Genomic DNA, 18318 nt, shown 5'->3' with positions numbered 1-18318 from the left:
GTCCGGCTGCTGATCCAACTCAGCCCGGAGCCTTAGATGACGTCCAGACCCCCACCCCTTGGTACCGCCGCCACGTTGGCACGGTTTGCCCTGATCGCGCTGCCGGTGCTGCTGCTGGGCATTACCTTCGCCTATGTGCGCGGCTGGCTGGACCCTACTCGCCTTACCCCGGTCAAGATCGTCGATACTTTGCAAGCCACTGGTGGCGACCATCCAGGCTACCGCCGCAATCACGCCAAAGGGGTATGCGTAACCGGTTGGTTCGAGAGCAACGGGCAACTGGCGCAAGCCTCCAAGGCCGAAGTGTTCGCACCCGGGCGCACGCCGGTGGTAGGCCGCTTCGCCTTGCCCGGCGGTAACCCGTACGCGCCGGACAACAGCGTGCCCATTCGCAGCCTGGCCTTGCGCTTCACTCAGGCCGATGGGCAGCAATGGCGTACCGGGATGAACAGCATGCCGGTGTTCCCGGTGGGCACCACCCAGGCGTTTTTCGACAGCCTGCAAGCCAGTCGCCCGGACCCCGCCACCGGTAAGCCGAACCCGGCGGCGCAGCAGGCGTTCTTTGCCAGCCATCCGGAAACCGCGGCCTTCTTGGCGTGGGTAAAAACCGCCAAACCGTCCGCAAGCTTTGCCACCGAGCGCTACGACGGCCTGAATGCGTTCTATCTGGTGGCGGCGGACGGTACGCGCCAGGCGGTGCGCTGGCGCGTGGTGCCTGAGGGCGTTACGCCGGCCCCGAGCGCAGGGGAGGGCGCCGACTACCTTGCGCAGGACATTGAGCAACGGCTGGCTGCCGGGCCACTGCGCTGGACCTTGCAGATGACCTTCGCCAACCCCGGCGATCCGGTGGACGACGCCAGCAAGGCGTGGCCAGTTGACCGCCGTACGCTCGAGGCGGGCACCCTGGTGCTGGACCGCGCCGTGGCGCAGAACGATGGCCCCTGCCGCGATATCAACTATGACCCGACCGTGCTGCCCCAGGGCATTGAAATCTCGGGCGACCCCTTGCTGCCGGCCCGCTCGGCGGCATATGCCGATTCGTACCTGCGCCGCACCGGCGAGGTGAACAGCTTGCACGCCGCCCAGGAGCCCCGCCCATGACCAAGCCTGTTGAACACTTTGTGCCCGTGGCCCGCTGGCTGCACTGGGCGATGGCGGCGGGCCTGCTGGCGATGCTGTTCATCGGCGCCGGCATGGTCGCCTCGGTGTCCGCACGCCACGAGCAGCTGATCGAGCTACACAAGCCGCTGGGCATTGCCCTGCTGGCGCTGGCAGTCATTCGCCTGGCCGTACGCCTGTCTACCCGCCAGCCACCTTTGCCAGCGGACCTGCCCGCCGTTCAACGCCTGGCGGCAAAGGCTTCGCACTGGTTGTTGTATGGGTTGATGCTCAGCCTGCCGCTGCTCGGCTGGGCCATGCTGTCCGCCGCAGGCGACCCCGTCAGCCTTGGCGCGGGTATTCAACTCCCGCCATTGCTCGCCCCGGATGCCGCCACCTTCGCGCTGCTGCGCACGGCCCATGGCTACCTGGCGTACCTGTTGTTCTGCACGGTGTTGGTTCACCTGGCAGCGGCGCTGTACCACGGCTTGATCCGCCGTGACGGGGTGCTGCGCAGCATGGCGCGCGGGCGATAACTGTTCTTGCCATACCCAGGCTTCGCTCAGAGTAGGGCTGGGCGAAGCCAGGGAATGGCAGCGCGAGGACGGAAGCGGAGGGCCCTACACCTGCTCCCGCGGTATGGCCTGGTATTCGCGGGCTTACGCCCGGTCCCACAAGCGTCATCCGCAGAGCGCCACCTGTCAGCTACCGACTCAATACCCGGTCATCTCCAGGTACCCCATGCCCTTGTGGCTGCCGCTGAGCGTGATCGGCCCTTCCCAGTAGGGAATACGCAGGTTCATCCAAGCCTTGGGGTTCAGTGCGGCGGCGGTGATGTCTACGCCCTTGCCGGGGATTTTCACTGTCCAACGGGTAGGCATGTCATGGCCTTCGACCCGGGTGGTTTCGCCGGGCACCAGCACAATGTCCTTACTGGCCAGAGGTTCGGTACTGCCATCGGCGTTTATCCAGGTGCCTGTCAGGTAAAGCGCGCCTTCCTTTTGCCGCATGCGGTAGAGCATCACCTGCTCGCCGTTATCCAGATGCACGGAGAACCAGTCCCAGCCGGTCTGGTTGGCCGTGAGCGGCTGGCTGCTCCACTCGCGGTCCAGCCAGGCCGAGCCCGACACCTGGTAGGTTTTGTCGTCGATGGTGACGCTGCCCTCGGCTTGAAAGAACGGTTGGCTGTAGTAATAGGACGCTTGCCCTTCTTCGGACTTCTGGCTGAAACCCTGATTGCCTTGCAGCACCAGCGGGCGGGTTGAGGTGAGCTGCAGGCGGTAATTGAAACCAGGGCCTGCCGCCGTCAGCTGCATGCTGGTCAACGGGTCGGGCAGGCCCGGTTGGCTGTTCAACGCCCAGTCGTCTATCCACGCGGCAAAGGGCTGTAGCTCCACCCCTGCCTGGCCCACGCCACCACGGGCATAACGCTCGGCGGCGTAGTGCCGGTTGGCGGCAGTCACGGCCGCATGGCCCATCCACAGGTTGCGATTGCTCCAGCCTGTGCTGGCGCCAGCCACGCCGGCCGCGCGGGGCAGGGCATTGCGGAACAGCGTCCATTGCACACCCAGGCGCTCACCTTCGGCGCTGGTGAGGTTGGCCGTGATGTACCACCACTCGATACGGAAGCCGTCATGGGGGCCGTGGTCCTTGGGGAATTCAAAACGTTTGCCCGGGCTAACCTGGCTATAGCTGGCGGCATCATCGGCCAGCCCCGCGAAGCCTTTTCCGGCCTCGGGCTTGTTGTCGCAACCGGCAAGTGCCAGCAGTGCCCAGGCGCACAGTGCCCATTCAATCTTCATTGGCAAAGGTCCTGAGGAGGTCGGCGGGCTGGGTGCGGAACAGCCGGTACAGCGGCCACGCCGAGGCAAGCAACGTTGCCAGCAATGCCAGCGCCAGCAGCTGCAATACCTGCAGCGGAAAGATCCGCAGCGGCAGGCGCCAGCCGAAGGCCTGAACATTGATCACCGCATCCAGGCACCAGGCCAGCAGCCAGCCCAGTGGCACGGCGAGTACCAGCGTGAGCACCGCCAGCAGCCAGGTTTGCGCCAGGTTCAACAGCATCAGCTGGCGCCGTGTCACCCCCAGCGCCCACAGCGGTGCGAGCTGCCCGAGCCGGCTCTGGCTCTGGGTGAGCAGGCTGATGAACAGCGCCACGCCGGCTACCCCCAGGGTAAGGCTGTTGAGCGCGGCGGTAGCGGCAAAGGTGCGCTCGAACACCTGCGTGGACCAGGCTTTGAGCTGGCCCTGTTCGATGATGTGGCTGTCATCCAGCGCAAAATGCGCATGCAGCTGCTCAAGCAGTGGGGCCACCTTCTCCGGGGCAATCCGTAGGTTGAAGCGGTTGGGCATAAGGTCGGGCCAGTGAGCGAGCAAGTGGGCCGCGTTTACCAGAACGTGCCCCTTGGGGTTGCCATAGTCTGCGTAAATGCCGACCACGCGCAGCGCCCAGTCGCCATCAGGGGCAGGCAATCTCACGGCGTCACCGATACCCACCTTGAGCCGCCTCGCCAACTGCTCGCTGAGCATCACAGCTTCGTCGTTCGCCAGTTGCGCCCAGGCATCCCCGCTGGCCGCCTCTAGCAACGGCCAATGCGCCCGGTAGTTGGGGTGATCGACAATGCCGTACAGCTCAGCCGGCCAGCCCTGCAATTGGAGGGACACCTGCCAGTTCGGCAGCACGGCATCAATCGCGCCTTGCTGATCAAGCCAGCGCTGCAGCGGCAACGCTTGGGCGGCATCGGCGGGGTTGATGTACAGCTCGGCGGTGAGGCGTTGTTCCAGCCAGTCGCTGAAGGTTTGCCGAAAGCCGGAAGTCATGCTGCCGGCACCAATGTTCGCGGCCATGGCCAGCAGCAGCGCCATCAACGCCAGGCTGAGCGCTGGCAACTGCTGTCGGCAGTCGGCCAGAAACCACTGCCCCAGCACCGAGCGGCTTCGCCCCAGCAAACCCTTGAGCAGCCCGTTGAGCAATACCGGCAACCCGAGCGCGGCGCCCAGTAGCAGGCCCGCCATCAGCACAAACCCCAGTGCCAGGCTGTTACCCCATAACGCAGCCGCCACCGCCGTTACCATCCCCACCCCGGCAAGCCAGCCTTGGCGGCGCAGCCAGCGGGCATGTTCTTCATGCCAGGCCTGTGCATTGCCCAATGCCAACAGAGGCAGGCGGGCGGCGCGCAGCAAGCTGTTACCCCCAGCCAGAAAGGCCCCCAGCAAACTGACCCCCAGGCCGCTGAGCCACCACAACGGGCTGAGGGTAAGTTGGCCTGCCACCTCCGCGCCGTACAAGCCTCTGAGGCTGGCGGCCACATCGGGCAACAATAGGCTGGCCAACCAATAGCCGCTGACCACGCCGGCGATGCCACCGAGCAACGACAAGCCACCCAGCTCCAGTGCCAGGCAAAGGATCAACGCCCGCGCGCTTACACCGCACGCCCGCAAGTTGCGCAGCAAACCGCGACGCTGCTCCAGGGCCAGGCCGATTGCGGCGTGCACAATGAACAGCCCCACCACGAAGGAGAGGAAACCCAGCGCGTCGAGGTTCAGATGGAAGCTCTCGGTAAGCCGGCTCAGGTCGTTTTCTTCGCCACTCTGCTGGAGCACCAGTTGCCCTGCGGCGTTATCCGGCAATGGCGGCAGGTGCAGGGCAAACTCCCTGGGCGCCAGCAGGTAGGACACTTGATCCGGCAGGTTCATTACCTGCTGGGCGAACCCGATGTCCATCAACAGCAGCCCGGGTGCCATATCCGCTTTCGCCCGCAGCGGCGGCAGCGGTTGGCCGGCTTCATTCAAGGGCTGGTCACCTTCACTCAGCCCCAGCGGTTGCAGTGTTTGCGGCGCGACCCAGGTAGCCCCCGGCGGGGTGAAGAATTCCACGATCTGCGCCGTGTCCAGCGCCTGCCCGGCGAGCGCGGTGCCGCTGGGCATGGACACCGGTTCGATCCCCATCACGCGCAGGCGCTGGTCAGGTTTGCCTTTCAGTACCACGCGCCCGCTGAGCACCGGCGACACCGGCCAGCCTGCGCGCCGCAGGCTTACGAACAGGGCTTGGGGCACCGTTTCGCCTTTTGCCGGTACCAGGCGGGTTTGTGGCGCGCCGCCGATCAACTGGCTGGCTTTGGCATAGCTGTCCCGGGCCTGGGTGTTGAGCGCCTGCACGCCAGTCAGCAGGCTGGTGGCCAACCACAGGCCGGTAAGCACGCTGAAAAACTGCACGGGATGGCGGCGCCAGTGGCTGACCAATGCGCGCAGCGCCCAATAGCACACGCGCATGTCAGCGCCCGGCTTCGGCGGCAAGCCGCCCGTGATGCAGCACTGCCTGCCGCGACAAGCGTCCCGCCACCCGTGGGCTATGGGTGACCATCAACAGGCTGGTCGGGCTGTCGGCCAACAGGTCCAGCAGCAATTGCAGCACGTCGTCACTGGTGGCTTCGTCGAGGTTGCCGGTGGGCTCATCCGCCAGCAGCAGGGCAGGGCGCGAAGCCAATGCCCGACCGATGGCAACGCGTTGCTGTTGCCCGCCGGAAAGCTGTTCGGGGTAACGCTTGAGCAAGGGCCCCAGCCCCAGCCGCTCCACCAGCTGCGCTTGCCAGGGGTTATCAACCCGGCCCGCCAGCCGCGCCTGAAACGCCAGGTTGTCCTCCACCCGCAGGCTGCCGATCAGGTTGAACTGCTGGAACACCAGGCCGATTTGCGTGCGCCGCCAGTTGGCCAGCTGGGCCTCGCTCATGCGGTCCAGCCGCTGGCCAGCGACTTCGATACTGCCGCTGTCCACCTGGTCCAGCCCGGCCACCAGGTGCAGCAGGGTGCTTTTGCCGCTGCCGGATTCGCCCATCAACGCCAAGCTCTCGCCTTGGCTCATGTGTAAATCTGCGCCGCGCAAAACGGGCAGCGGGCCTTGGGCGGTGGGGTAGCTTTTGAACACGGCTTGCACATGGAGCATTGGAGGGCGCCAAGGTAATGGGTGGGCGATACGTCCGTTTGGTTTCCAAACGTGACGAGAGTGCCATACTTCCTGCCCTTGGGATCTTCAAGTCTGCCCAGCTGCTTCTTTGCCTATTCCGTAATGCGCGGGTTTTGGATTCATCGGACCCCGATAACATGTGTAAAGCCGATAGATACATGGATGGTTATGCTTGCCTTGTCAGGATCAGGAGATATGAACCTAAAAACCCCCCGATTTCGGAAGCTCAACATGACTACTTTGACCGAACTCAAATCCAATAAACCCGTCCAGATCAACATGAAAGTGAACTTGAAACAACGAGAACTGATCGACACGGCTGCAGCAATTCTGAGCGTGGATCGAACCAGTTTCATTCTGGATGCCGCTTGCAAGCGTGCGGAGGAAGTGATTCTGGATCGACGGCTTTTTCTGCTCGGTGATGAGGCATTTGACCGCTTCGAACAGGCTCTTGATGCAGACCCTATCAGGAGTAACGAATGTGTGAAGAGACTTCTCGTAAAGCCCAAACCCTGGAGCTGAGCCCTCCTCAACGACTGAATGGCCTGCATGACGTTCGCATTCCGACTGCGGTCAGCCGTCGATCGCCGCTATTGAGCGTGCGCTTGTAGCTTGCGAAGTAATCGGCTCTGTGGCTCTGGTCGTCCACCCACTAAGTGATGACGTCGCACGATTCTATGAGAAATACGCAGCCTTTCGCGTCTGTCCTGATTTGTCGCCTGTGACGATGATGCGCTCACTGCGCTGAGCGGCTAACGAAGGAGTCCGCACACGCGGGCTTCGTGCCGTCCGAGTTGAGGAGTGTTCGTCGGTCCAGCATCAAACCGGCGCAGGCCCATAAGGGTCTACGCCAAGGATGGAAATCGGCTGCTCATCCACATACAAGCCGTCCAGCGCGATCGACACGGTGGTGTGTTCCCCTGCCAAGGTGATCTGGAAATACCGGCCCTGATCATCCGCCTCCAACGAGTGCAGCAAGGTCTTGTCGGTGGCCCTGTCGTAGTCCAGCGCCAGCGTGCGGCCCGTGCCATCGCCCAGGTCGTCAAAGCCCAGGTCCAGGGCGTAGAGAATGTCGCCCTTCTCGTAGTCGGTGATGGTGTCCGAGTGGTCGGCCGTTGCGGTACGGTAGCTTTCCTCGATGCTGTAGAACACGAAGTCGTCGCGGCCTTCGCCGCCGGTCAGAATATCTGAGCCCTTGCCGCCGGCCATGGAGTCGTCGCCGGTGCCGCCGTTGATCCTGTCGTTGCCGGCAAACCCGAGGATCTCGTCCCGCGCATCGCCACCCACGATCGTTTCGCCTTTGTCGGTGCCCACGATTTCCTGATCGTCGCGGGTCAGGGTGTTTATCACTCTGTCGCCTGTGGTATTGGCGAAGATCACCGTATCCCGGTTCAAGTCGTCGGCAAGGTTGCCATTGAAGAACACCTGAAAATGGTTACCCGCGCTGTCGGTTTCCAGTGACTTGAGCGCGGTTTTGTCGCCAGCGGCGTTTACCGACACTTTCAGGGTGCCGTTCAGGCCATTTCCGAAGCCGGTGAACCCCAGCAACGACAAATCCAACGTATCACCCTCTGCGGCGGAAAAGTCCGTGATCAGATCCCGACCACCGGTCCCACCAGGCCCATCGGCTCGCACACTGTCGCTAACGTTTCGGAACACAAAGGCATCGGCCCCGGTGCCACCAGTGAGGGTGTCCCCACCGGCGCCTCCATCGAGACGCTCATCGGCGCTGCCGCCAACCAGTGTGTCTCTTCCCTCGTAGCCAGCCAGCGTAGCGGCCTGATCGCTCCCGCTCAGTCGATCGGCATGGTCGGTGCCAGCGAGCAACGTGACAAAGTTGACATCGCTGAAGGCGTAGTCGTGGCCGCCAAATGCCAGCTCGAAGCGCTGGCCGGATGCGTCGGCATCGAAACTTTTGAGGTAGGTAGTGTCCGTGGTTTCGTTGTACATCACCTTCAGCGTACTGCCGTGGCCGTCGCCGATCCCGGTGTAGCCCAGCGCAGTGAGGTCCAGCTTGTCGCGGGTGGTATCGAAGTTGTAAACGGAATCCCAATGGCCGGTTGTAGCGTCCCGGTAACTGTCGGTCACGCTGTTGAACCGCAGGATGTTCACAGCACTGATCGCGTTCAGTCCGTCGCGGCCGCTTCCTCCGATCAGTATCGATAAGCTGTCGCTGCTGAATCCGCCGTTGAGCTCGTCGTCTCCCGCACCGCCATACATCACGTTGCGTACCCCGAACACATCTACAATTGCATCGTCCTAGGGGGTGCCGTACCAGTACACGTTGTCATTGTAGGTAGCCATGGAGCCTCGCTAGATCAGGAATGGTGGAGGTACAACCCGGATTTTTAAAGCGCTGCCGGTTAATCCTTGCGGTGGCTTGTAGCGTGGAGAAAACACTGGAAAAATCAGCCACGAACCCGCGGTAACTACACAAGACACACGTCCGACGTTCAGCCATGCTAAGTGGTTCGAAAATCCTGGTATCCCTCAACCTCTTCCTGACAAAACGGCTTGCTTCATTAAGGTCACCATAAACATGGGTATTTTTCCGCCACGCCTGTTGGAAGACGAAGCCGGTGAAGGCTCGGCAGCCGACGCATTCGAGCGGTTGCGCCTCGCGCTGGATGCCGCCGCAATCGTGGGTACCTGGATCTGGGACGTTCCCAACGACCGAGTCACCGCTGATGAGCGCTTCTCGAAAACCTTTGGCATTGCGGTGGAGGATTGCCGCCGCGGCCTGCCATTGACCGAGATGTTCGTTTCGATTCATCCAGAGGATCTTCCAAGGGTTCAAGCGGCCGTTCAGGAAGCGCTGATCAAGCGGGCACCTTACCGGTGCGAGTATAGAATCCGCGGAACAGACCAGACCTACCGCTGGATTGAAGCGCTGGGGCGGGTGGACACCGATGACCAGGGCGCGCCCACGCTTTTCCCTGGGATACTGCTCGACATCGAAGCTCGCCGGGCGGCTGAAGCGGAACGTGACCGCGCCACGGCTTTACTGCGGATGTTTACCGAGGCGGTTCCGGGCGTGGTGTATGCCAAGGACCGGGAAGGCCGCATGTTGGTGGCCAATCGGGGTACAACCGCATTGATCGGTAGGCCCCCTGAGGAATACCTGGGCAAGACAGACGCCGAATTTCTTGCTGATACCGAGCAGTCCCGGATCATTACCGAAACCGACCAGCGCATCATGTCCACGGGTGTGGCGGAGGTTATCGAAGAACAGGTCAGCCAGCCTGACGGTACGGTCAGCGTGTGGTTGTCCACCAAGGAGCCGCTGCGCAGCGACGCCGGCGAGGTGATAGGGCTTATCGGCTCATCGGTGGATGTGACCGACCGCAAAAACGCCGAAACGGCTATCCACGAGCTCAATGCCACGCTGGAACAGCGCGTGAAGGAGGCGATCAAGGAACGTGAAGAAGCCCAAGAGGCGTTGCGGCAGTCTCAGAAGATGGAAGCTGTTGGCCAGCTGACCGGTGGCATCGCGCACGATTTCAACAACCTGTTGGGCGGGATTTCCGGTTGCCTCGAGATGATGCAAGCCAAGCTTGCCCAGGGCGAATACAAGGAGCTGGATCGTTATGTGAGCGTTGCCCTCGGAGCGGCGCAACGAGGGGCCGCCCTTACGCATCGCTTGCTGGCTTTCTCCCGGCGGCAAGCCCTGGCCCCCAAGGCAACGGACGTGCACGCCCTGATCACCGGGCTGCAGCCTCTGGTAGAACGCACCGTAGGGCCTTCCATCCAGCTTCAGGTCGCCAGTAGCCAGCCGCTTTGGTTGGCCCTTATCGACCCTGGCCAGCTTGAGAATGCGCTGCTGAACCTGTGCATCAACGCGCGGGACGCCATGCCCAATGGCGGGCGCATTTCCATTGGGTGCGATAACGATGTGGTGGACGCCGCTGCTGCGCGGCAACTGGATCTGCCTGAAGGTCAGTACCTTCGAATCAGCGTCAGTGACACCGGTATCGGTATGCCGCCTTCGCTCATCGACAAGGCGTTCGAGCCCTTTTTCACCACCAAGCCAATGGGCAAGGGTACCGGCCTGGGGCTTTCGATGGTGTATGGCTTCGCCCGCCAGTCCGGTGGCCAGGCGCGCATCACCTCCACGCCAGGCCGCGGGACCACCGTAGCGTTGTATCTGCCGCGCTTCGAGGGTGAGCTGGAGCCAGCGCAGCCGTTCAAAAGCGGTGAGCCATTCCTCCCGGCCAGCCTGGCCCTTACCGTGCTGATCGTCGAAGATGATGCAGCGCTTCGCATGCTCTTGGCCGAGGTGGTCCATGGCCTCGGCTACGCCACTATCGAGGCCACGGACAGCGTAGCGGGAATGCGCATTCTGGACTCGGACGTGCCGATCGACCTGCTCATCTCCGATATCGGCCTTCCGGGAGGGCGCAGTGGCCTGGAAATGGTCGCTGGCTCCCGACACAAGCGCCCCGAGCTCAAGGTGCTGTTCATTACCGGCTATGCCGATGACGCGACCGGGCATATAGGCCGCTTGGAGAAGAACATGCGGCTGATGGTAAAGCCCTTTGGCCTGGATGCCTTGCGTGACCGATTGAAGGAGATGTTCAAAGCCTGAGCGATACCCTGGCACAGCACCCAGCCATGGCTAAGATCAAGGGTTCACTCCACCTCAGGGCAGAACCATGGCAACCACTTACAGCGCCCCCGGCAGCATGATCGTCGACATTGCCGGCCACACTGACAACGCACAAGGCGTGGCCGTACAGGCTGACGGCTCCGTGCTGATCGCCGGCTTCAGCCAGTACAGCGACGATTTGGACGACGGCCGGGATTTCTCCCTCGTGAAGCTGCGGGCCGATGGCGCTGTGGACACCACTTACGGCCATGCCGGTCGGCTGGTTATCCACAAGCAGATCCCGCTGGAAAAAGACTACAGCCTGGCCGTGGAAGCGAACGGTGGTGTGATCACGGCGCACGAAGGCCACGACGCTACGGTGATCGTTCAGCGTTGGGGGGCGGACGGCAAGGCCGATCCCGTGTTCAACACTAACGCCGACGCCAGCCTGCCCAGCGCATTCGGGGACACACCGCTGGTGGAAACTCAAGCGGACGGGCGCGTGCTGGTAGGGGCGGTAGAGGGCAATACTTTGGCGCTGGCGCAATTGAACGCCGACGGCACCCGGGACACGAGCTTCGGCACGAACGGCCTGCTCACGCTCCAGGCTAACGGTACTTTTCTGTTTCTGGAAAACATCGTCAGCCTGGCAGATGGCAGTGTGCTGGTTCAGGGCGCCTTGCACGGGCAGAACAGCCTGACCCACTACACCGCCAGCGGGGAACTGGACACGGCATTCGGCGATAACGGGGCTGTGGCGTTGACCGACTTCGCCAGCTATCGCGCCGACATGGCCGTGCAGGCCGACGGCAAGATTGTGATCGCCAGCACCAGCGCGTTCGACGATTTCGCCGTGCTGCGCTTGAACGCCGATGGCAGCACGGATTCCGGCTTTGGAAACGACGGCCTGGCGAGCATCGACCTTCCTGGCGATTATGCACAGGCCAGTGGCATCGCCGTGCTCGACGACGGCAAGCTGTTGCTCACCGGGGATGCCTACGCCAATGGCGGCAGCGACTTCGCGACCGTGCGGCTGAATGCGGATGGCAGCCTGGATACCACCTTTGGCAGCGCCGACGGCAGCACCAGGCTGGTGGGCTCATCCGCAACCGATGTATTGCAAGGCTTGGGCAGCGACGAGATTCTGCGCGGGTTGGCTGGGGACGATGTGCTGCAGGGCAACCTGGGCCGAGACCTGCTGTCCGGTGGGGCAGGGGCCGATGTGTTCCGCTACGCCAGCGTGGCCGACAGCTTTCGCACCGCAACCGGCAATGGCAGCGACCGGATCGTCGATTTCGATGCCAGCCAGGACCGGATTGATCTCAGCGCCCTGGGGTTCACCGGCTTCGGCGATGGGTATGACGGCACTGTCGCGATCCGGACCAACGCGGATGACAGCCGCACTTACCTGAAAAGCTTCGAGGCCGACGCCGAAGGCCACCGCTTCGAACTCACGCTCAACGGGGATGTGTCAGGCGCGCTAACCGCAAGCAATGTGCTGTTCGCGCCGTCGACGGCTGCGCCCATGGCGGAGGTTGAAGTGTCGTTGATCGGCGCGGTGGCGCCGGACACCCATACGTCAATCGGTTGAACCACCGCGGGTATATCAGCCCCGCCTGTCGGCCATCCGGCACTCGGGCGCGCCAACGCCGCTCCGATTGATAAGCGCAGATGCACTGCGTGTAACCCAAAAGGAGCGTCGTTATGGCGATCGAGCACAACATACCTGATACGGGTGAGGGCCACGACTCTGGCCTTGAACAAGCCGATTCCGAGCCCAAGCAAGGCACGGGCGAACGCCTGGAGGATTGGAACCCGCCGCCCGGCAACCCGGGCTCGGATCAGGATGCCCAGACCGACCGGGATAACGGTGGCGCCAAAAGTGAATAACCGCCCGGCCCTGCGGCAGCCTATTGCGCAGCCTGGAGTTGCCGCCGCGCCTGCCGTTGATAACTCCATGCACCGGCAACAAACACCAGCGCCAGTGCGCTTAGGGCCAGAGGCACCCCCTGTGGCCCGGCGCTCATCAAGGCGCCGCTGCCCAGTGGCCCCAACAGGCTGCCCAGGCCCCAGATCAGGCCGGCGCTTGCGTTGGCAGTCACCAGCTCCGGCCCTTCGAAGCGCTCGCCAATCAGCGTAATGGCCAAGGTATAGATCCCTCCGGCCACAGCGCCCAGTAGCAACAGCGCCGGCCATAGCCAGTTGCCGCTGCCCATCAGCCACGGCAGGCCCGCGCCGAGGCCAAGCACCAGCAGGCCGCACCCCAGGTACAGCCCGCCGCGTTCGCAACGGTCGGACAGCCAGCCCAGGGGCAATTGAAAGGCCGCGTCTCCAGCGAGGATCACGCTGCTCATCAGTGCCGCTACGGCCAGGCTATGCCCCAGCCCGGCGGCGTAAACCGGAAACATCGACAGCACTACGCTATCGAAGAAGCTGAAAAACAGTACGCCCATGCACAGCGCCGGCGCTACGCGCACGAACCCCAGCACCGAGAAGCCTCCTGCCTTCTCCTCGTGTACCGCCGCGCTCGCAGGCATGATCAAGGCAACCAGGCCGAGGGCCACGCCCAGGCTTGCCAGCACCAGCGCATTCACCCAGGGGCCGTCCGCCCCCAGCCACGCCACGGTGGCCGGGCCCAGCATCTGGAACGCGGTGAAGCTAGTGGCGTACAGCGCCACCACCCGGCCCCGTACGTTATCGGCGCTGATTTCGTTGACCCAGGCTTCGCCAAGAATGATCACCACGCCCATTCCGATGCCCATGCCCAGGCGCGCCGCCGCCAGCCACGATGGCCAGTTCGCCAGTGGGTCGATGGCCGCCACGCTGGCCGCGCACAAGCCCAGTGCGAGGAGGTAGATACCACGCCGGCTCAGCCGCTGGCACAAGCCGTCGACCATGAACGCCGAGATCATCATCCCCACCGCCGGCATTGCCGCCAGCAAGCCGATGGCAAGCGACGATGCCTGCGCCTGATACATGCGCAACGCCACCACCGGCAAGGTCGCGCCCATCCCCAGCCCCACCACGGACACGGCGAGGATCAAAACACCTAATACAGTTTTATTGCGGTTCATGCTGTTCCTACACGGCAAGCGAACGGATACCGGCGCAGGGTGCGCCAGCCGAAGATCGACGCTAGAGGACGGGCGGGGAGAAGGTGAACGCGAACAGCACGCTACGGCGCCGGCTGAGGCCGGCATCGTTGTGCCAAACACGGAAGGCGAGAAGCTCTATAGAAGGCATGGCGCGCTGGGGGGCCAGGGCCCATTGGACAAAGGGCGGGCAGTGTAGCCTTTGAGGGGTGGCGGGGCAATTATTCGCGAGCTCCGCCTACGGCTGCGCCGGATGGCCGGCCAGGGCGAGTCCATGAAATTACAAGGCGGTGCGGTGAGTTCACCGGCACGCCGTCACTGGCCTTGGAACCGTGGCGCGGCCTTGCGCCATGGCGCGTAGGTTGTCCACACCGTGCCGGCGGCAAGGCCATTGTCCGCAACCTGGAACCCCGGCATTTTGGCCAGGTTCATTCCCAGGCAGGCCTTCTGAAGGTTTGCCACCAGTTGAGGGTTCTGCTTGAACGCCTCTTTTCGCGCCTCGTTGGCCGTGATCTTCGCCGTACACGCGAGCACTCGCCCTTCGCGGTCGGCCACGTAGCGAAAGCCCGCTTCACCGACACTCCCGAACGCCACCCGGGAGATGCCGTGGTCCCAGAAGTACTGATTCTGGGCGAACATCGGGAACACCACGGCTTCGAAATAGGCGCGTTGTGTGGGGTTACCGTCATGGTTCATCCTTACAGATACCGGCGTACGCAGCTTTGCCTTCCCATCCGCTCTGAAAGCCTCGGGCGGCAGCGATGGAAGTACCGTAGCCCAGCAGGCTTGCTCGACCACTGGGACCAGCTCAGGCGCACCTTCCATACGCGTTGCCTTGCAGCTCAGCAATTGGTTATCACGGTCAATGACGAGGTCCAGGGCAACGGTGCCGTTGAGCCAACGCTTGTTAGCCGCCAGCATGAGCGGGATCAGGGCTGTGCTCACACCCTTGTGGATATCCGCTATCTGCGCCGCACTCAGGGGGCCTGTGGGTGCGGTGGAGCAGCCTGATAGTACGGCAATGAAAGCACCCAGCACGCCAGCGGTGCCGAGGGGGAGCGAACGAACGGTGCGCATTGAAACCTCCTTGTAAAATGCCGCGCAATTCTAGTGACGCGCGGCATTCACACTCAAGGCGCTTTTCCTGTCGATCGGAAATCTTTCATCGAGCCTAGCCCAAGACCGAATGCCCGAGCGCATCACAACCCCAGCTCAGACAACCCCGGATGGTCATCCGGCCGGCGCCCGAGGGGCCAGCGGAATTTGCGCTCCGCCTCGGTGATCGGCAGGTCATTGATACAGGCGAAGCGGTGGGCCATCAGCCCGTTGTCAGCGAATTCCCAGTTCTCGTTCCCATAGGAACGAAACCAGTTGCCGGAGTCGTCATGCCATTCGTAGGCATAGCGCACGGCGATGCGGTTTTCGGTGAAGGCCCACAGTTCCTTGATCAGCCGGTACTCCAGCTCCTTGTTCCATTTGCGCCGCAGAAAGGCCTCGGCCTCATCGCGGTTGGTGGCGAATTCCGCGCGGTTGCGCCAGCGGGTATCGGGGGTGTACGCCAGCGCGACTTTGGCAGCGTCGCGGCTGTTCCAGCCATCCTCTGCCAGGCGCACCTTGAGAATGGCGGTGTCGCGGGTGAACGGCGGCAGCGGTGGGCGGGTTTCGGTGTCGGTCATCGGGGGCTCCTTCTCAGTGGTTGTTTTCATAGATCCAGCACCAGCGGTTCGCCATTGCCTTGGGCCGGCACGGCACAGCAGATCAACACCTGGTCGGCAGGCGGCATCTGCGCTGGCGGGGTAGGGTAGTTCACTTCACCACTGATCAACCGCGTGCTGCACGTGCCGCACGAGCCGCCGCGGCAACTGAACTCAGGGTTGAGCCCGCGGCTTTCGGCCAGCTCCAGCAAGGTACCACCGCCGGGTATCCAGCGAGCTTCGGCGGCAGAAGCTTTGAACTGCACCGGTACCGGGCTGGTAGCCGCCGGTGGTTGGGCCAGCGTGGGTGGAGCCTCGGTTGCCGAGCGGCGCAGCGCCGAAGGGCCAAAGGCTTCCGCATGAATGCGCAGGTCCTGGATGTTTAGGCTGCGCAGGCCGTCGTACATGGCTTGTAAAAAGCTCGCAGGGCCGCATAGGTAATAGTCGTAGTCATCCAGTGGCAGCCGCGCTTTCACCTGTGTGAATTCCAGCCGCCCAGCCAATTGGTAGTCCCGGTCCAGCACGGCCAACTCACCCGGGCTGCTCAATATGCGATGGATGTGCAACTGGCCCGCTGAGCCGAGCTGAAGCGCCGCGAGCTCCTCCCGGAAGGGCAGTTCCTCGAGGCTGCGAGCGCTCTGGAACAGGTGCACAGGTCGGGCGCTCTGCCGCTGTTGATTCTGCGCAACCAGTGCCTTGGCCATGGCGATCATCGGCGTGATTCCCACCCCCGCGCCCAGCAGTACCACCGGCCGGTCGCTGTCGACCAGCGTAAAGCCGCCCACCGGCGGGCGCACCTCCAACAGGTCCCCTGCCTGCACTCGATCATGCAGATGGCTCGACGCCGGGCCCTGCCGTTTGATGCTGATACGGATGTGGTCCTCGCCGGGCGCGCTGGAAATGCTGTAGGTCCGGATCAACGCGCCCTGGTCGGTATGGATGCGCATGGGGAGGTGCTGGCCTGGCGCGAAGGGGACCGGGATGGCGCCGGGTGTTTCGAGGTAGATCGAACGGATGTCGCTGCTTTCTTGTTCCACCCGCGCCACCCGCCAGCGCTGCCATTGCCCACGCTGTGCCTGCTGCCGAGCGCGTCCTTCCGTTTCCGCCCAAGTGCCGGTGGCCAGGCTGGTAGGGGCGTAGTCATGAAACAGCCAGCGCAGGTTGATCGCCGCTGGCCGCACAACCACCTGCTCCACCTCGACCGTCCACAGCCGCTCGGCCCCTTCGAACGCCAGGGTCAGCGGGCTGTCCAGCAGCAACTCGGTGCGACCGCTCAGTTGCAGCAGGTCACCGCTGGCGAAGTCGATGAAGAGCAAGCCTGCCACCGGGTTCGCCTGCAAATTACCCAGGGTGTTGAAAAACAGGTTGCCCGCGTAGTCGGGCACCGTCAGCCGATTGCCGTCTACCTTGATAAACCCGGCGCGCCCGCCACGGTGAGACACGTCCACAGCGGGGTTGCGATCCTCGTTCTCCACATAGCTGGCGACGAAGAACGTGTCGGCTGCACGGATCAACGCGCGGGTCTGGTCGTTGAGGGCAACAGCGTGCACCGCCAGCGGCCTGTCGCTCATCGCCCAGGCAACCCGGCTGTAGGCCCGTTCCTGAATGTATTTGGGGCAGTTGCCATAGGACTGCTCCACCGTTACCTCTAGCCCGGCGGCCGAGGCGTGCTGAATAACACCGTTCACCCGGTTGCGTCGGCGGCTATGCAGTTCGATGCCCAGCATGCCGATGGCCTGGCCGGCTTGCAGGCCGGGGGTGGCGGGGTCTTGCGGGTCCAGCTCGGTGGCCAGGTTCAGGTGGTGTGGGTCGGCGCTGGTGATAAAACCTTCCGGCCCTTCCAGCAAGGTGGCCCAGGGGCGCCGGTTGGCATCCACCGCGCCCACCACCATAAACGGCAATTGCTGGTAGAAAGCGCGATGCTGGTCGGGCATGTAGTCCCGGATCACCCGGCGGCCGAGCTCTTCCATGCGTTCGGATGCGTTGAAGGTCTGCTGAAGTTGTTTCTCGCCGGCATGCCAGGGCGATGCTGGTGGTTGGCGCACTGTGTCCATGGCTCACCTCCTTGAACAGGTTGCCGGCGGCCCGGCAGTCAGGCGTTCGCGCTCAAGCGGCAAGCAAGCCGGCCGCAGTAGGCGCCATCGGCACAAAGCCAGGAAGGGCTTCGATGCGCGACAGCCACGCCCTTACATTCGGGTAGGGTTCCAGTGACACATTGCCCTCGGGGGCGTGGGCGATGTAACTGTAATTGGCGACATCGGCGATGGTGGGTTCAGTGCCCGCCAGGAAGGGGCGGTCGGCCAATTCGCTGTCCATCAACTTGAGCAAGGTATGCGCGCGGGCAATCACTTCGTCGGCATTGAAGGCCGCGCCGAACACGGTAATCAACCGTGCCGCTGCGGGGCCGTACGCCACCTGGCCAGCCGCCACCGACAGCCAGCGTTGAATCCGCGCTTCGGCGAGCGCGTCCTGGGGTTGCCAGCTGCCGCTGCCGTAGGTCTTCGCCAGGTATACCAGGATGGCATTGGAGTCGGCGAGCAAGGTGCCGTTGTCGTCGATCACCGGCACTTGCCCGAAGGGGTTGATCGCAAGAAACGCTGGCTGCTTATGCTCGCCGCGGGCCAGGTCCACGTCTACCAGGTCTGTGGGCACGTTGAGCAATGAGAGCAGCAATTGCACGCGATGGGCATGGCCGGAAAGCGAGTGGCGGTACAATTTCACTAGGTTTGGCATGCTCGTGGCTCCGTGGGGTAGGGAAGGGCTGGCAGCGCACTGGCAAGCCCGGCTGGGCGGCTACGCTGGTGAAGCCATGCTGCGCCTATCCCGGCCTCGGCAGAATCACCACGGTTGGCAATCCATAAGTCCACTTTGCGGAATAATCACCCG

15 protein-coding genes are annotated in these 18318 nt (G+C 63.4%); 6 read left to right on the top strand and 9 right to left on the bottom strand.

Annotation, left to right across the window (positions count from 1 at the left end):
- Positions 1–36 precede the first annotated feature (36 nt).
- Complete coding sequence (locus LG385_RS13870) at positions 37–1101, top strand: catalase family peroxidase (RefSeq protein WP_225774780.1); 1065 nt, start codon at positions 37–39, stop codon at positions 1099–1101.
- Positions 1098–1634 carry a cytochrome b gene (locus LG385_RS13865; protein WP_225774779.1) on the top strand — a complete coding sequence of 179 codons (537 nt, stop codon included), beginning with the start codon at positions 1098–1100 and terminating at the stop codon, positions 1632–1634. Before LG385_RS13870 ends, LG385_RS13865 begins: the two co-directional genes overlap by 4 nt.
- 177 nt (positions 1635–1811) lie before the next feature.
- Here LG385_RS13865 and LG385_RS13860 read toward each other — a convergent pair whose 3' ends face one another.
- The 3 genes from LG385_RS13860 to LG385_RS13850 are packed head-to-tail and all read right to left on the bottom strand — an operon-like array spanning position 1812 to position 6040.
- On the bottom strand, positions 1812–2900 hold the full coding sequence (locus tag LG385_RS13860) for a lipocalin-like domain-containing protein (protein WP_225774778.1): 1089 nt from the start codon (positions 2898–2900) through the stop codon (positions 1812–1814).
- Positions 2890–5370 carry an FtsX-like permease family protein gene (locus LG385_RS13855; RefSeq protein ID WP_225774777.1) on the bottom strand — a complete coding sequence of 827 codons (2481 nt, stop codon included), beginning with the start codon at positions 5368–5370 and terminating at the stop codon, positions 2890–2892. Before LG385_RS13855 ends, LG385_RS13860 begins: the two co-directional genes overlap by 11 nt.
- Before the next feature lies 1 nt (position 5371).
- On the bottom strand, positions 5372–6040 hold the full coding sequence (locus tag LG385_RS13850; RefSeq protein WP_225774776.1) for an ABC transporter ATP-binding protein: 669 nt from the start codon (positions 6038–6040) through the stop codon (positions 5372–5374).
- 252 nt (positions 6041–6292) lie between these two features.
- On the opposite strand from LG385_RS13850, the gene LG385_RS13845 reads away from it, so the two are divergent.
- Entirely contained in the window at positions 6293–6583 is a 291-nt protein-coding gene (locus LG385_RS13845; RefSeq protein WP_225774775.1) for a DUF1778 domain-containing protein, read from the top strand.
- A 297-nt stretch (positions 6584–6880) separates the two neighbouring features.
- On the opposite strand, the gene LG385_RS13840 is transcribed toward LG385_RS13845, so the two are convergent.
- The gene (locus LG385_RS13840) at positions 6881–8302 is read right to left on the bottom strand and encodes a type I secretion C-terminal target domain-containing protein (RefSeq protein WP_225774774.1); all 1422 of its coding nucleotides are present in this window, start codon (positions 8300–8302) and stop codon (positions 6881–6883) included.
- Positions 8303–8600: 298 nt separating this feature from the next.
- Between LG385_RS13840 and LG385_RS13835 the strand changes: the two genes are divergently transcribed.
- From LG385_RS13835 to LG385_RS13825, 3 genes are all read left to right on the top strand, one after another.
- Complete coding sequence (locus tag LG385_RS13835) at positions 8601–10646, top strand: PAS domain-containing sensor histidine kinase (RefSeq protein ID WP_225774773.1); 2046 nt, start codon at positions 8601–8603, stop codon at positions 10644–10646.
- Positions 10647–10713: 67 nt separating this feature from the next.
- Positions 10714–12237 (top strand): M10 family metallopeptidase C-terminal domain-containing protein, encoded by a 1524-nt coding sequence (locus LG385_RS13830; protein WP_225774772.1) that lies wholly within the window; start codon positions 10714–10716, stop codon positions 12235–12237.
- A 113-nt stretch (positions 12238–12350) separates the two neighbouring features.
- Complete coding sequence (locus LG385_RS13825; RefSeq protein ID WP_225774771.1) at positions 12351–12536, top strand: hypothetical protein; 186 nt, start codon at positions 12351–12353, stop codon at positions 12534–12536.
- A gap of 20 nt (positions 12537–12556) precedes the next feature.
- Here LG385_RS13825 and LG385_RS13820 read toward each other — a convergent pair whose 3' ends face one another.
- From LG385_RS13820 to LG385_RS13800, 5 genes are all read right to left on the bottom strand, one after another.
- Positions 12557–13720, bottom strand: coding sequence for an MFS transporter (locus LG385_RS13820; RefSeq protein ID WP_225774770.1), 1164 nt, complete (start codon positions 13718–13720; stop codon positions 12557–12559).
- Positions 13721–14053: 333 nt separating this feature from the next.
- Positions 14054–14815: a hypothetical protein gene (locus tag LG385_RS13815; protein WP_225774769.1), complete on the bottom strand. Its 762-nt coding sequence runs from the start codon at positions 14813–14815 to the stop codon at positions 14054–14056.
- A 122-nt stretch (positions 14816–14937) separates the two neighbouring features.
- Positions 14938–15414, bottom strand: a complete 477-nt coding sequence (locus LG385_RS13810; protein WP_225774768.1) for a DUF1348 family protein — start codon at positions 15412–15414, stop codon at positions 14938–14940.
- A 26-nt stretch (positions 15415–15440) separates the two neighbouring features.
- Complete coding sequence (locus LG385_RS13805) at positions 15441–17486, bottom strand: pyridoxamine 5'-phosphate oxidase family protein (protein WP_225774767.1); 2046 nt, start codon at positions 17484–17486, stop codon at positions 15441–15443.
- Between the two features lie 52 nt (positions 17487–17538).
- The gene (locus LG385_RS13800; RefSeq protein WP_225774766.1) at positions 17539–18165 is read right to left on the bottom strand and encodes a glutathione S-transferase family protein; all 627 of its coding nucleotides are present in this window, start codon (positions 18163–18165) and stop codon (positions 17539–17541) included.
- Positions 18166–18318: the final 153 nt, after the last annotated feature.

It is taken from the genome of Pseudomonas sp. Marseille-Q5115 (assembly GCF_916618905.1).
GTDB classification, from domain to species: Bacteria; Pseudomonadota; Gammaproteobacteria; order Pseudomonadales; family Pseudomonadaceae; genus Aquipseudomonas; species Aquipseudomonas japonica_A.
The sequence above is the reverse complement of the archived record's forward strand: the minus strand, read 5'-3'. Positions and strand labels throughout refer to the sequence as shown.

Bases quoted from the DNA above. Each gene is read 5' to 3' on its own strand.
- LG385_RS13870 (WP_225774780.1), top strand. From the start codon at position 37: ATGACGTCCAGACCCCCACCCCTTGGTACCGCCGCCACGTTGGCACGG.
- LG385_RS13865 (WP_225774779.1), top strand. From the start codon at position 1,098: ATGACCAAGCCTGTTGAACACTTTGTGCCCGTGGCCCGCTGGCTGCAC.
- LG385_RS13860 (WP_225774778.1), bottom strand. From the start codon at position 2,900: ATGAAGATTGAATGGGCACTGTGCGCCTGGGCACTGCTGGCACTTGCC.
- LG385_RS13855 (WP_225774777.1), bottom strand. From the start codon at position 5,370: ATGCGCGTGTGCTATTGGGCGCTGCGCGCATTGGTCAGCCACTGGCGC.
- LG385_RS13850 (WP_225774776.1), bottom strand. From the start codon at position 6,040: ATGCTCCATGTGCAAGCCGTGTTCAAAAGCTACCCCACCGCCCAAGGC.
- LG385_RS13845 (WP_225774775.1), top strand. From the start codon at position 6,293: ATGACTACTTTGACCGAACTCAAATCCAATAAACCCGTCCAGATCAAC.
- LG385_RS13835 (WP_225774773.1), top strand. From the start codon at position 8,601: ATGGGTATTTTTCCGCCACGCCTGTTGGAAGACGAAGCCGGTGAAGGC.
- LG385_RS13830 (WP_225774772.1), top strand. From the start codon at position 10,714: ATGGCAACCACTTACAGCGCCCCCGGCAGCATGATCGTCGACATTGCC.
- LG385_RS13825 (WP_225774771.1), top strand. From the start codon at position 12,351: ATGGCGATCGAGCACAACATACCTGATACGGGTGAGGGCCACGACTCT.
- LG385_RS13820 (WP_225774770.1), bottom strand. From the start codon at position 13,720: ATGAACCGCAATAAAACTGTATTAGGTGTTTTGATCCTCGCCGTGTCC.
- LG385_RS13815 (WP_225774769.1), bottom strand. From the start codon at position 14,815: ATGCGCACCGTTCGTTCGCTCCCCCTCGGCACCGCTGGCGTGCTGGGT.
- LG385_RS13810 (WP_225774768.1), bottom strand. From the start codon at position 15,414: ATGACCGACACCGAAACCCGCCCACCGCTGCCGCCGTTCACCCGCGAC.
- LG385_RS13805 (WP_225774767.1), bottom strand. From the start codon at position 17,486: ATGGACACAGTGCGCCAACCACCAGCATCGCCCTGGCATGCCGGCGAG.
- LG385_RS13800 (WP_225774766.1), bottom strand. From the start codon at position 18,165: ATGCCAAACCTAGTGAAATTGTACCGCCACTCGCTTTCCGGCCATGCC.